Raw genomic sequence first — 12,606 nt, 5'->3', positions numbered from 1 at the left:
GTCATGCCCTCCTCTCCGCGGCGGACAGCGGGCGCGGGTCGTCGGCCGGGGCCTCGTCCGGGCGCTGGTGACGGAAGTAGCGGTCGTACAGGCGGCGGTAGGCGCCGTCGCGGGCCAGCTGGGTCGCGTGATCGCCCTGCTCGACGATCCGTCCGCCGTCGACGACGACGATCGTGTCGGCCTTGCGGACGGTGGGCAGCCGGTGGGCGACGACGATGACGGTCCGGCCCTTGGCGAGGGCGTCCAGGCCCTCCTGGATCTGAGCCTCCGTCAAGGGGTCGATGCTGGCGGTGGCCTCGTCGAGGATCAGCACCGGCGCGTCCTGGAGGAGGACCCGGGCGAGGGCGACGATCTGCCGCTGACCGGTGGACAGATTGCGTCCGCCCTCGTCGGTGGGGGTGTCCAGGCCCTGCGGGAGCTGGGCGAGCCAGTCGCCGCCCGCCACCGCGCGGGCGGCGGCCTCGACGTCCTCGCGCGTGGCGCCCGGGCGGCCGCGGGCGATGCTGTCCGCGACCGTCCCGGAGAAGAGGAACGGGGTCTGCGTCACCACGCCCAGGCAGCGCCGGTACTGCTCGATGTCCAGCGTGCGCACGTCCCGCCCGTCGACCTCGATGCGGCCTTCCTGGAACTCGTACGCCCGGGTGATCAGCCGCACGAGGCTGGACTTGCCGGCGCCTGTGTGTCCGACGAGCGCCACGGTGCGGCCCGCCGGGACGGCCAGGCTGACGCCCTTGAGGACGGGATCGCGCGAGTCGTAGCCGAAGCGGACGTCGCGCAGAGTGATCTCGCCGCGCAGCCGCGGGACGGGGAGGCTGCCCTGCTGACGCACCGCCGGCTCGCGGTCGATCAGCCCGAAGACCCGTTCCCCCGCGGCCAGGCCCTGCTGGAGCCGGCTCCAGAAGGAGGCGATGGAGGTGAGCGGCGACCAGAACAGGGCCGGCGCCTCCAGGAACAGCACCCATTCGCCCGCCGACACGCTGCCGGTGTGCACGCCATGACCGCCCACCAGGACCACGGCGACCGTGCCCAGACCGGTCAGCGAGATGAGCAGCGGAAAGATGCCGCTGAACATGCGGTTCAGCCGGACGCTCGCACGGAACCAGCGCCGGTTGACCTCGTCGAGTCCGGCCTGCGCGGCCTGCTGATGGCTGTGGTTGCGCGTCACGGCGATACCGCGCAGGGTCTCCTGCACATAGCCGTTGACCTCGGCCAGCGCCTCCTGCTGCCGCAGGGAGGCGCTGCGCGCTGCCCGCCGGAAGGCGAGGCTGACGGCGACGACGACCGCGGCGACCAGCGCCGTGACCAGGGCGAGCGGCACGTTGATCAGGAACAGCGCGGTCAGCAGGACGGCGATCATCAGGACCTGCCCGAGCAGGCTGAGCACCAGCGTGATCAGCATCGCGAAGGTTTGCGCGTCGTTGGTGACACGGCTGACGACGGCTCCGCTCGGGTGGGAGTCGTGGAAGGCCATGTCCTGGCGCATGGCTGCCTCGAACACGCGGAGGCGCAACCCCAGGACGACGTCGTGGACGAGGGTTCCCGCGGTCCGCTCCTGGAGGAAGGTGAACAGCCAGGCGATCGTGCCCGAGGCGAGAACGGCCGCCACCAGCCAGGACACCTGGCCGCTGCCGTCGTCGCCCAGGGCGGAGTCGACGGTTCTGGCCAGCAGCAGGGGCACGGCACTGCCGGCCGTCGCGGCGACCACCACGGCGAACGCCACGAAGGCCACGGTGCCGCCTCTGCCGCGGAAGTACGGGGCGATACGGCGGGCGAGTTCGCGGTCGCCGTAGTGGCGGTCGTGACCGACCGCGTCGATGCCGTCCAGCAGATGCGCCATCAGCGGCTCTCCTTCTCGGCGTCCAGGGTGCGCGGGCCCGGCACCGGCTCGTCCAGGTAGGGCGTGAAGATCCGTCGGTAGACCGGGCAGTTGCGCAACAGCTGCTCGTGGGTGCCCTGGCCGGCGATCCGGCCGGCGTCCAGCACGAGGATGTGGTCCGCGGCGCGGATGCGGGACAGCCGGGCGGTGACGAGGAACGTGGTGCGACCGGCCGCCGCCTGCCGCATGGCCCGCTGGAGTTCGTGCTCGGTGACGGCGTCGACGGCGCTGGTCGCGTCGTCGACGGCGAGGATGCGCGGGTCGGTCACCAGCGCGCGGGCGATGGCCAGGCGCTGGCGCTGCCCGCCGGACAGGGTGACCCCGCGTTCGCCGAGGACGGTGTCGTAGCCGTGTTCGGTCGCCGTGATGAAAGCGTGGGCCTGCGCCGTACGGGCCGCGGCCTCCAGCCGGGCACGGCCGGCGCCGCGCTCGGCACCCAGCGCGAGGTTCTCGGCGATGGTGCGGGAGAACAGCACCACGTCCTGTTCGACGACCGCGATCTGGGAGCGCAGCGACCCGGTGTCCCCTTCGGTTGTGGGGACCCCGTCGATCGACACCCGCCCCGCGTCGGGGACGTAGGTGCGGTTCAGCAGGTGCAGCAGGGTGGACTGCCGCTGCCGGTGGCACCGACCACGGCGACCGTGCTGCCGGCGGGCACCCGGAACGACACGTCGCACAGCACCGGCCTGCCCGGTTCGTAGCCGAAGGTGACGTGCTCCATGGCGACGTCGCCCGTGATCCGCGCGGTATGGGTGCCGCCGCGCTCGTCCTCGTCGTCCGGGGCGTCGGCGACCTCCTTGATGCGCTGTGCCCCGGCCAGACCGAGATGGATGAGTCCCATGCTGAACGAGGCCAGCTGGGTGGGCGCCCGCAGCGCGCTCATCAGTCCCAGGACGGCCACGAGTTCACCGATGGTCAGCGAGCCGCCGCGCAGCAGGATCACGGAGTGCACCAGGGCGCCCGCGGTGGCCAGGGTCAGCAGCAGCGGGGGCAGGGACAGCGCCTGGGTGCGGATCTGGCGCAGGGAGGCGTCCCGGCAGGCGGTGGCCAGCTCGGCGAACCGGGCGCGCTCGTGGTCCGCGCTGCCGGTCGACTCGACCACTTCGACACCGGCGATGCTCTCGGTCGCCTGGGCGGTCATGTCGCCGAAGCGCTCGCGGGCCAGGTCCGACACGGGTTCCAGCCGCCGCCCGTGTTCGACGAGCGCCAGCGCGAACAACAGGACGAACAGGACGGGGGAGAGCAGCAGCCGGGGGTCGATGAAGGCGATGAAGACGACCGGCATCAGCACGTTCAGCGCCAGGTCGACCGCCATGTCGTAGCCGGGCGACACCATCATCAGGTTCAGCGACTCGGCGTCGCCGGTGGCGCGGGCGGACAGATCGCCGATCCGGCGTCGGTTGAACCAGCCCTGACTCTTGCGGAGCAGGCTCGCGAAGACCCGGGCGCGGGCATCGCGTTCCAGCCCGCTGGCGAACGCCTCCAGGCAGTAGGTGGCGACGATGCCGCCGACCGCCCGGACGATCACGAGCGCCAGCAGACCGGCGACGACGGCGTGGAATGCGGCCCGGTCGGGTGCGGTGCCGCCGTGTTCGAGGACCGCGTCGAAGGCCAGGCCGACGGTCAGGGGGATTGCCGCGTTCAGCGACTGCCAGACGAGACTGCCCAGCAGATGGAGGGCGATGTACGGGCGGAACGGCCGCATCCGCGCCAGCAGCCATCGGCGGACGCCCGGGGGCGCGCCGCGCGGACCGGCGCCGCTCGTCTCCTCCGTGGCGGCCGGATCCTTCCCCACGGGGACGGTCTCGGCGGTCATCGGCACTCCTTCTGCGGGGTCGGGCGGCCGGATCGCATCCGAACCGGCGGGCTTCGAAAAAGCGGTCGGCCGTGATTTTCGGCCAGTATTTTTCGCATTCTGCGGCTTCCGCGGCGCAGGGTTTTCCGGCCCGGCGCGCAAATGTCACCGGGGCGCCGATGGGCAGCAAGGGAAGCGCGGGTGGCGGTCAGTCGGCCGTCGATGTGCCGAGCAGGCGTGCCGCGCGCGGGGGGCGCCGGCGCGGCACCGGCTCAGGTGTGGCGCCGGTGCGCGGTGAGGCGGCGCGGCCGGGTGGCGGCATGCCCGGCCGGACCTGCATCATCCCTGTTCAGGTGGCATACCGGTGGTGTCCTGGGGCGCGTTCGAGTGGTGTTCGTCGGGGGCCCGCCGCGATGCGGTGGTGGTGCGGGCCTGCCGCGGCATGGAAGCTACTTGTTTTTCGCGAAAAACGAAAGCCTGCCCTGGGAGGGGCGAAAAACCATGGGTGTGTGAAAACTGAAAAACAAAAGTGCCGGTGTATGTCCCCGGGCATTGTCTTGATGATCCCGCCGTCCCGGGGCGGTCGGGTGAAACGGTTGATCCGCGACGATTCCTCTGGGTACCGTCAGAATGATTGTTGAAACCGCCCCCCGGGGGGTGCCTCTATGTCTTCCGTCAAGGCGCCCAGGTTCGGTTTGGGGTGGTTTGGCTTGTGGGGGTCATGCGGCGAGTTCGACGTCCTCGGGGATTCGGGGTTCGTAGAAGGTGCCGTCTCGGAGCATGGCGAACAGGACGCTGATGCGTTGGCGGGCCGGGCGGAGGAGGGCCTGGGTGTGGGTTTTGCCGCGTGCTCGTTGCTTGTCGTAGTAGGTGCGGGAGGCGGGATCGGCGTTCATGCAGGCGAAGGCGGACAGGAACATGGCTCGTTTGAGCTGCCGGTTTCCGCCCCGTGGGGCGTGTTCGCCGTGGATCGAGGTGCCCGACGACTTCGTGGTCGGGGCCAGGCCGGCGTAGGAGGCGAGGTGGGCGGCGGTGGGGAAGCTGGTGCCGTCGCCGACGGTGACCAGCAGGACGGCGGCGGTCCTGACGCCGACGCCGGGCATCGACGTCAGGACCGGGGAAAGAGGGTGGGCCTCCAGCAGGGCGTTGATCTGGGCTTCCATCGCCCGGCGCTGGGTGTGGACGGCGGCGAGCGAGGCGGCCAGGGAGGGGATGACGATGTCGAGGGTGCCGGTGCCGGGCACGACGACGGTCTGTTCGTCGAGCGCGTCGAAGACGTCGTCGATCAGCCGCTGGGCCATGCGCGGCGCCTTCGGGCGGATCAGTTCGACGAGTCTGCGGCGGCCGGCTTTGCGCAGGGCGGCCGGGGATCCGTAGCGCTCCAGGAGCCAGGTGACGGCCTGGTGGTCGAGACGAGGGCCGAGGACGCGTTCGAGGCTGGGGTGGAACTGGGTGAGCAGGCCGCGTATCCGGTTGGACGTGCGGGTGGCCTCGGCGGCGAGGTCCTGGTCGAAGCCGACGAGCACGGTCAGCTCGGCGGTGATCTCGTCGGTCAGTTCCAGCGAGCGCAGGGTGTGGGGCATCGTCCGGGCGGCGTCGGCGATGACCGCGGCGTCCTTGGCGTCGGTCTTGGCCTCGCCCGGGTAGAGGTCGGCGATCCGGCGCATGGCGAGTCCGGGCAGGTAGGCGACCTGGCAGCCCGCATCGCGGGCGACGGTCAGCGGGAGGGCGCCGATGGAGGCGGGCTGGTCCACGATCACCAGCACGGTGCCGAACTTCGCGGTCAGCTTGTCGAAGACGGCCCGCAGTTTTGGCTCGCTGTTCGGCAGCTGCTTGTCGAAGACCTTCTTCCCGGCCGGGGTCAGGCCGTGGCCGTGATGGCTGCTCTTGCCGACGTCCAGGCCGAGGAACACGCCCACGTCTTCGGTGTCGAACATCGTGCCCCTTCCCAAGGGGTGTTGACGGTGCCGGCCTCGGCTCGGGTGTCGTACGCGCGCATCCACGTTATGCAGACCTGCCGCCCGCGAGCTGTCCGGCATTGCGCCGGACCGGGCGGTGGCCGGACCTCTCATCAGCGTCTCCGACGAACACCTCCCGGGCCCGGTGACACCACCCCCCAGGTCATCCCATCGACAGGGGGACACAGTCATGCCGGGCCCGGAGGCCAGCGGCCCTCTTGCAGGACCGCGAAAAAGATAACGGGGGATCGCTCGGCTGTGTGCCCGGCGGCGGCCTTGCGCAGCCGGCGGCGCCCGTGCTCCGGACCAGGTGATCGGACTGGCCCGCCGATCAGGCGAAGGGCGATGCGAGCGGGCCGCTGCGGGCTGAGGGGACGTGGGCGGTACGGCGCCGGCGGCGCGCGGAACGCCTGGAGCTCCTTGTGCACCGAGCCCCCGCCGGGGCCCGCCGGGGTGGCGCGGCCTGTCCGGCGAGGGCAGGGCGTCCTGCTCGGAGGGCGGAGACTGCGTCAGAGGGCGGAGACGTAGTAGCGCTCCACGGTCATGCGGGCGTTGGCCGAGGCTCCGGTGCGGCTGCCGGTGGTCTCCCTGGCCAGCGTGTAGAAGGAGTCGACGTAGTCGGCGTCGTCGGTCCACCACGAGGCGGGCATCGCGTCGATGATCGCGTCGACGAGCGGGATGTACGCGCCCTGGTCGGTGATGGTCAGCAGCGCCGCGGCGAGCGCCTTGGCGAGCGAGGAGTAGTTGGTGTCGCCGTCGTCCTCCATGAGGACGGCGTCGGCCAGGTTGTACTTGTAGTTCGACCAGTTGACGAGGATCTGGCCGGGGTAGTAGGTCGTGTCCTCCTCGTCGAGGTACGGCATGGTGACCGTGTCGACGCGGACCTTGCCGTCGGTGCCGAAGCCGGTGACGAGGGCGAAGACCTCGGCGTCGCCCTTGAACCAGGGCTCCTTGAGGTCCGCCGCGCGGATGGACGTGATGCGGGTGGTCCAGAACCCGGTGGACCCGGCCGAGGCGGGACCGGCCGCACCGGCCGAAGACGGGCCGGTCTTCCGGGCGCTCGGGGTGCCCAGCCCTTGGGCGGCCAGCTCCTTGTCGATCACCTCGAGGCCGGCGGCGAGGGCCTTCTGCCCGTCCACGCCGACGACGTAGACCGGCCGCTCCGGCGCCTTGTGCGCGTCCAGTTGGTGCGCATTGCCCGCGGTGTCGTAGGCGATGACCACGTCGGCGTCGTCATCGGCCGGCGCCGACGCGACCAGCGGTGCAGTGCTGGTGAGCGCAGGCTCGCTCACCGGTTTTCCGGTGAGGCGGACCCGCAACAGGGACCCGGCGTCCGTGCCGGCGAGCCCCTTGGCCTCGGCGATGTCCGTCTCCGCCGCGACGAGGGTCCTCCGGAGGCCTTCGGCCGGCTTGGCGGCGGACTTGGCCGTCAGGGCCAGCAGATCCACCTCCTCGTCCGCGAGAGCCGCCTTCGCCACCTGCTTGTGCCAGGCGGGCTCGGCGAGCGAACGGGCCAGGGCGCGTGCCGTCGCCTTCTCGATGGAGGCGACCGGCGAGGTCGCGGCGGTGACCGGGGCCGTGGCTGTGGGGGTGGGGGCGTCGGCGGCCCCTGCGGTTCCCTGAAGGGTGGTCAGGGTCAGGCCGCTCAGGGCGAGTACGGTGAGCGCCGCGCGGAGCTGTCTCTCTGCGAACACCATGTCCTCCAGACAAGGGGGGTCGCCCGGTACCGGGCATGTCGGAGATACCGCTGTGCGGCGCACAGCGGGACGTGCTCGTACGAGTGCGGCGCCATTGTGGACGATTCTTGTCTACGCGGATAGATGACCTGCCGGTGATTGATGCGCGGACGTGACGGTCTGCCGGGAAAATCCCGCGGGGGATGAACGGGCGGGCGTCGATGCGCAGTTGGGTCACCCGCAGGGCGGCGGGGGCGGGTGTGCCGGGCGGTGAGGTGCTCGCCGGCTCCCGGGCGAAGGGGGACGGGGCTGTCGGCGGGGGTGCGGGACGGGGCGGTCGGCATCCCCGCGCGCGCCCTCTCACGCGGTGGCCAGTGCGACCTCCGTCGATTTCATCAGCGCGACGACGGACGTGCCGGGCTCCAGACCGAGGTCGGTGACCGCGTCCTTGGTGATCGCCGCGGTCAGTTCGTCGGCGCCGACGGTGATCTTGACGGACGCCATGGCGCCGCCGGTGGTGACGCCGGTGACCGTGCCGGGCAGCTGGTTGCGGATGGACAGGCCGGGCACCGGTCCGGTGGCCAGTGCGACCTCCGTCGACTTCACCAGCGCGCGCACGGCGGATCCCTCGGCGAGCCCGAGGTCCTCTACTGACTCCGCAGTGATGGCGGCGGTGAGCTCCCGGCCCCCGTCGAGGCGCACCTTGACCGTCGCCATGACCTCGCCCGGCGTGATGGAGGTGACGGTGCCGGGGATCTGGTTGCGGATGCTCAGGCTCATGACGGATGACCTCGCCGGAAGGTGTGGATATGTCCTGGTTCTGTCCTGCTGGGGGTCAACCGTAGTCGTGGCCGGCCACGGCCGGGCGCAATGCCGCCGTCGCGTTGCGCTGCCCAGGGCGTGCGGGAACAGTGGGGCACGAACAGAGAGGCACGAACAGGGGGCACGGGGGCACGAACAGGGGGGCACGAACAGAAGGGGGTGCCGGACGGGGCGTCCTCAGACGGGGTAGGCGTGGGTCTGCGTCGCCTTCACCGCCGCCCAGACCTCCGCGCCCGGGTAGAGGTCCAGTTCCGCGGCGGCGACGGTGGTCAGGTCCGCGACCAGGGGCAGCTCACCCGTGAGCACGGCGCGGATCTGGTCGCCGTGGGTCTCCAGGCCGCCGACCTCGCAGCGCCAGAGGTTGCGGGCGCTGGAGCCGGTGGGGCGGTCCCGGTGGAGGGTGACCGCGTTGGGCGGGAAGGCGACGTAGACCGGTCCGGTCAGGGCCTCCGTGGTGGTGAGGAGCGGGCCGGTGTCGAGACGGACGGTGTGGCCGTCGGCCTTGCCCCGGTAGAGATTCAGGCCGACCAGCTGGGCGATGTAGTCCGTGCGGGGGTGGCGGGCGATGTCGGACGGGCTGCCCTCCTGGACGATGCGGCCCTCCTCGACGACGACCAGACGGTCGGCGAGCACCATGGCGTCCAGCGGGTCGTGCGTGACCAGGACGGCGACGGCCTCGAAGTCCGCCAGATGGCGCCGGAGCTGGGCGCGGACCTCCAGGCGCGTGCGGGCGTCGAGCGCGGCGAGCGGCTCGTCGAGCAACAGCAGGCGCGGATGGGTGGCGAGCGCGCGGGCCAGGGCGACCCGCTGGGCCTGGCCGCCGGAGAGCTTGCGGGGTTTGGCGTCGGCGTGGGCGGCAAGCCCCAGGCGGTCCAGCCACGCGGCGGCCTGCGCTCGGGCCGCTGCCTTGGACGCGCCCTGGCAGCGCGGGCCGAAGGCCACATTGTCCAGGGCGGTCAGGTGCGGGAAGAGCAGGTAGTCCTGGAAGACGACGCCCACGGGGCGCGACTCGGGCGGTGTGCGCTCCAGCGCCACGCCGTCCAGCCGCAGATGACCCTCGGTGAGCGGCATCAGGCCGGCGAGCGCGCGGAGGGCGGTGGTCTTGCCGGCGCCGTTGGGGCCGAGCAGGGCCACCACCTCGCCGGGGGCGACGGTCAGCGTGACGTCGAGACGGAAGGCCGCCCCGCCGCCGGGCCGGGTGCCGCGTTCGACGACGAGGCGCGCATCGAGTCCGTCCGCGCGGAACCCGGCACGTGCTTCTTCGGCGGCGGCGCCGTGGTTCCCGGTCATCCCGCTGCCACCCATCGGTCGCGCAGCGCGGCCAGCACGGCGATGGAGACGGCCAGCAGGACGAGACTGAGGGCGATGGCGGCCTCCGGATCGCTCTGCAGGGCCAGGTAGACGGCGAGCGGCATGGTCTGGGTACGTCCCGGGAAGTTGCCGGCGAAGGTGATCGTCGCGCCGAACTCGCCGAGCGCCCGCGCCCAGGCCAGCACCGCGCCGGCTGCGATGCCCGGGGCGATCAGGGGCAGCGTGACGCGGCGGAAGGCGGTGAAGCGGGAGGCGCCCAGGGTGGCGGCGGCCTCCTCGTAACGGGGGTCTGCGGCGCGCAGCGTGCCCTCGACGCTGATGACGAGGAACGGCAGGGCGACGAACGCCTCCGCGACCACGACCCCGGCGGTGGTGAACGGCAGTGTGATCCCGAACCACGAGTCCAGCCACTGCCCGACGATGCCGTTGCGGCCGAGCGCCATCAGCAGCGCCACACCGCCGACCACCGGCGGCAGGACGAGGGGGAGCGTGACGAGGGCCCTCACCAGTCCACGTCCGGGGAACTCGACGCGGGCCAGCAGCCAGGCCAGCGGCACTCCGACGACCAGGCTCACCGCGGTCGCGGCGGTGGCGCAGATCAGGGACAACTGCAGCGCCTGCCAGACCTGTGCGCCGGCCAGCAGCCCGGGCAGGCTGTGCCACGGGGTCCGCACCAGGAGGCCGGCCAGCGGCACGAGCAGGAACGCCAGGCCGGCCAGCGCGGGCAGCAGCAGCGGCAGCGGCACGCCCCGGCCGTCTCCCGTCCGGATGCGCAGGCGCCGCCCGTCCCGCAGGGTGCCGGGTGCGGCGCCGGCCTTGTCGGTGGGGGTCACGGCTGGAGGAACCCGGCCTCGGTGAGAACCCTCTGGCCCTCGGGGGACTGCACGAGCTCGATGAATGCCTTCGCGGCCACGGGGTTGGAGGCGTCCTCGAGCACGGTGACGGGGTAGTCGTTGACGGCGCCGGCCGCCTCGGGGAACTCCACGCCCTCCACCTTCTCGCCTGCCGCCTTCACATCGGTCCGGTAGACGACCGCCGCGTCGGCCTCCTTCAGCACCACCTTGGTGAGGGCGGACTTGACGTCCTCCTCGTACGAGACCGGCGTCAGCTCGAGCTTGCTCGCGTCGAGGGCCTTCTGGGCGGCGGCGCCGCACGGCACCGTCTTGTCGCAGAGCACGACCTTCAGGTTTGGGTCGGTGAGGTCTTTCAGGGAGCCGATTTTGTCGGGGTTGCCCGGCAGGGTCGCGATCTGCAGCCGGTTGCGGACGAAGGTGGCCGGCGTCCCGGAGGCGTCCCCGGCGTCCGTGACGATCTTCATCGTCCTGGGGCTCGCCGAGGCGAACACGTCCGCCGGTGCCCCGCCGGTGATGCTCGCGGCGAGGGAGTCGCTGCCGCCGAAGCTGAAGGTGACCTTGGTGCCGGGGTGCTGCCGCTCGAACTCCCTGCCCAGCTTCTCGAAGCTCTCCTTCAGTGAGGCGGCGGCGAAGACGGTGACGTCACCGGTGACCTTGCCCGGGTCCGAGCCCCCGGCGGATGCCGGGGAGTCCGGCTCCGCCGCAGCGGAGCCGCCGGAGGACGAACAGGCGCTCAGGGCCAGCAGCGCGGCGACACCGGCGCCGGCCGCGTGCAGGGTCCGGTGGTTCCGGTGGTTCCGGCGCACGGTACGGGTCATGACGAATCCACTCCCTCTGGTCCTGACGGACTCACTCACCCCTGGTCCTCCCGGACCACCAGCGTCACCACCCGCCGGTACGGTCCGGCCCGTCCGCTCTCCGGCCCCGTGGGTGTGCCTGAGCCGATAATACTGTCGCAGATGCAAGGAAAAAGTCAGCTGTCTCTTTGCATGAGCGGGCATGATGATGGGTGTGAGGCGGCATGTGCGTTTGTGCTGGACTGCATGCCGGTCCGGTCATCCGGAGGTGGTGGTCGGCTCGCGTGAGCATGACAACACCCGCGGCACCGGTTCCCCGGGCACTCGGGCACTCCGGAGAACCCGCGCCGCTCATCCACCTGGCCGCGTGACACCCGCGACCACGCGACTGCGTGACTGCACGATCACGCGGCGACTGCACGACCACGCGAGCGCGCGGCCTCACGGCCACATCGGTTCGTGGCTCCAGCCGCCCGCCCCGGCCGCATCCCTGCGGTACACCGCCCGGTGGTGGACCCGGTCGGGACTCGCCTGCCAGAACTCCACCTCGGTGGGGGAGACGGCGTACAGGGTCCAGTCCGGCGGACACGGCACCTCGCCGGGGTGGACCGTGCCGAGGCGCACGAACTCGGCCAGTGCGCTGTGCCGGCCGGTGAGCGGTCCCGGCCGGTCAGGCGGGCGGCGAGGCGGGAGCTGCGGTTGACTCGGCGAAGTCGCGCTCGGAGGCGGCGCGGTCCTGCTCGGCGGCGGTCCCCACGCCCCGCACCTGCTGTCCGGTGGCGGGCCAGTAGAAGTGGGCCGCCACATGCGGATTCGCCGTGATCTCCAAGCCCTTGCGGCTGCTTGCGGGCGTCACGAAGTACAGCTGACGGTCGTCGATGTCCTTGACGAGCAGAACCCGGCTGGACGGAACGCCGGCCGGACCGACCGTGCAGAGACTCATCGCATGGGGCTCCGGCTGTCCCGCGGCATGTGCAGCGAGGATCCATTCCGCGATCATCGGGATTGGATTGTCCGGGAGATCCTTCTCCCGGAACTCGGCTGCCGGCAGGTCCGCGAAGACCGGTATTGATCTGAGTTGTCCGCGTATCGCCTCATTCACATGCCAGGACTCCACCCGTGGGAAACCCGTTGCGAGGCGTGCTCTGTTCCACCGGTTCCACCCGTTCCACCGCTCGCCGTGCCCGTGCCTGGGCGCCGCCGTGCCCGACCGAATCGTGGAACGCCGGGACTTCCGAAGTGATGACGCTTCACTCCGGGCGGAGGGTTCGCGGACGGGGGCTCAGACACGGCCTTCAGCGCTTCCTCCGCCAGGTGTTCACCACCGGCGCGGGGGCCGGAACGCCCGGAAGCGGTCGTAGGACCGCTGCCGGCAGGAGCAGGCCCGGCCGCACCGCGCGGCCGGTCGTGGGTGCGAGCGGCGAGCGCCGGTCACCGCTCGCACCCACGACGCGTTGCCGCGCCTGACGTCCGCCGCCCAGGCGCCGGCCGGGTCAGCTTCCGACCGCCTCCGTCAT

The 12,606-nt window shown here is 71.8% G+C and carries 11 protein-coding genes; all 11 read right to left on the bottom strand.

Annotation, left to right across the window (positions count from 1 at the left end; all coding sequences use genetic code 11):
- Position 1: 1 nt before the first annotated feature.
- Positions 2-1,837, bottom strand: coding sequence for an ABC transporter ATP-binding protein (locus tag HCJ93_RS28305; RefSeq protein ID WP_167998687.1), 1,836 nt, complete (start codon positions 1,835-1,837; stop codon positions 2-4).
- Positions 1,837-2,433, bottom strand: a complete 597-nt coding sequence (locus tag HCJ93_RS28300; RefSeq protein WP_309141530.1) for an ATP-binding cassette domain-containing protein — start codon at positions 2,431-2,433, stop codon at positions 1,837-1,839. Before HCJ93_RS28300 ends, HCJ93_RS28305 begins: the two co-directional genes overlap by 1 nt.
- A 29-nt stretch (positions 2,434-2,462) precedes the next feature.
- Positions 2,463-3,692, bottom strand: a complete 1,230-nt coding sequence (locus HCJ93_RS28295) for an ABC transporter transmembrane domain-containing protein (RefSeq protein ID WP_167998685.1) — start codon at positions 3,690-3,692, stop codon at positions 2,463-2,465.
- A 698-nt stretch (positions 3,693-4,390) separates the two neighbouring features.
- Positions 4,391-5,608: an IS110 family RNA-guided transposase gene (locus tag HCJ93_RS28290; RefSeq protein WP_167998684.1), complete on the bottom strand. Its 1,218-nt coding sequence runs from the start codon at positions 5,606-5,608 to the stop codon at positions 4,391-4,393.
- Between the two features lie 530 nt (positions 5,609-6,138).
- Complete coding sequence (locus HCJ93_RS28285) at positions 6,139-7,326, bottom strand: DUF3103 family protein (RefSeq protein ID WP_167998683.1); 1,188 nt, start codon at positions 7,324-7,326, stop codon at positions 6,139-6,141.
- A 339-nt stretch (positions 7,327-7,665) separates the two neighbouring features.
- A complete protein-coding gene (locus tag HCJ93_RS28280; RefSeq protein WP_167998682.1) occupies positions 7,666-8,085 on the bottom strand; it encodes a TOBE domain-containing protein in 420 nt (139 codons plus the stop codon).
- A gap of 219 nt (positions 8,086-8,304) precedes the next feature.
- Positions 8,305-9,417, bottom strand: coding sequence for an ABC transporter ATP-binding protein (locus HCJ93_RS28275; protein WP_206318067.1), 1,113 nt, complete (start codon positions 9,415-9,417; stop codon positions 8,305-8,307).
- Entirely contained in the window at positions 9,414-10,271 is an 858-nt protein-coding gene (gene modB, locus HCJ93_RS28270) for a molybdate ABC transporter permease subunit (RefSeq protein ID WP_167998680.1), read from the bottom strand. The genes HCJ93_RS28275 and modB overlap by 4 nt, the downstream gene beginning before the upstream one ends.
- Positions 10,268-11,110 carry a molybdate ABC transporter substrate-binding protein gene (gene modA, locus HCJ93_RS28265; RefSeq protein WP_167998679.1) on the bottom strand — a complete coding sequence of 281 codons (843 nt, stop codon included), beginning with the start codon at positions 11,108-11,110 and terminating at the stop codon, positions 10,268-10,270. The genes modB and modA overlap by 4 nt, the downstream gene beginning before the upstream one ends.
- Before the next feature lie 420 nt (positions 11,111-11,530).
- Positions 11,531-11,713 (bottom strand): pyridoxine 5'-phosphate oxidase C-terminal domain-containing protein, encoded by a 183-nt coding sequence (locus HCJ93_RS28260; RefSeq protein ID WP_167998678.1) that lies wholly within the window; start codon positions 11,711-11,713, stop codon positions 11,531-11,533.
- A gap of 46 nt (positions 11,714-11,759) precedes the next feature.
- Positions 11,760-12,089, bottom strand: a complete 330-nt coding sequence (locus HCJ93_RS28255; protein WP_277350797.1) for a pyridoxamine 5'-phosphate oxidase family protein — start codon at positions 12,087-12,089, stop codon at positions 11,760-11,762.
- Positions 12,090-12,606: the final 517 nt, after the last annotated feature.

This window comes from Streptomyces composti (assembly GCF_012034205.1).
GTDB classification, from domain to species: domain Bacteria; phylum Actinomycetota; class Actinomycetes; order Streptomycetales; family Streptomycetaceae; genus Streptomyces; species Streptomyces composti.
Note: the sequence above shows the minus strand (reverse complement) of the source record. Positions and strands in the feature narration are given on the sequence as shown.

What these genes read in the sequence shown, in the direction of transcription:
- HCJ93_RS28305 (WP_167998687.1), bottom strand. Translation starts at nt 1,837, where the DNA reads ATGGCGCATCTGCTGGACGGCATCGACGCGGTCGGTCACGACCGCCAC.
- HCJ93_RS28285 (WP_167998683.1), bottom strand. Translation starts at nt 7,326, where the DNA reads ATGGTGTTCGCAGAGAGACAGCTCCGCGCGGCGCTCACCGTACTCGCC.
- HCJ93_RS28290 (WP_167998684.1), bottom strand. Translation starts at nt 5,608, where the DNA reads ATGTTCGACACCGAAGACGTGGGCGTGTTCCTCGGCCTGGACGTCGGC.
- HCJ93_RS28255 (WP_277350797.1), bottom strand. Translation starts at nt 12,089, where the DNA reads ATGATCGCGGAATGGATCCTCGCTGCACATGCCGCGGGACAGCCGGAG.
- HCJ93_RS28280 (WP_167998682.1), bottom strand. Translation starts at nt 8,085, where the DNA reads ATGAGCCTGAGCATCCGCAACCAGATCCCCGGCACCGTCACCTCCATC.
- HCJ93_RS28295 (WP_167998685.1), bottom strand. Translation starts at nt 3,692, where the DNA reads ATGACCGCCGAGACCGTCCCCGTGGGGAAGGATCCGGCCGCCACGGAG.
- modA (WP_167998679.1), bottom strand. Translation starts at nt 11,110, where the DNA reads ATGACCCGTACCGTGCGCCGGAACCACCGGAACCACCGGACCCTGCAC.
- HCJ93_RS28275 (WP_206318067.1), bottom strand. Translation starts at nt 9,417, where the DNA reads ATGACCGGGAACCACGGCGCCGCCGCCGAAGAAGCACGTGCCGGGTTC.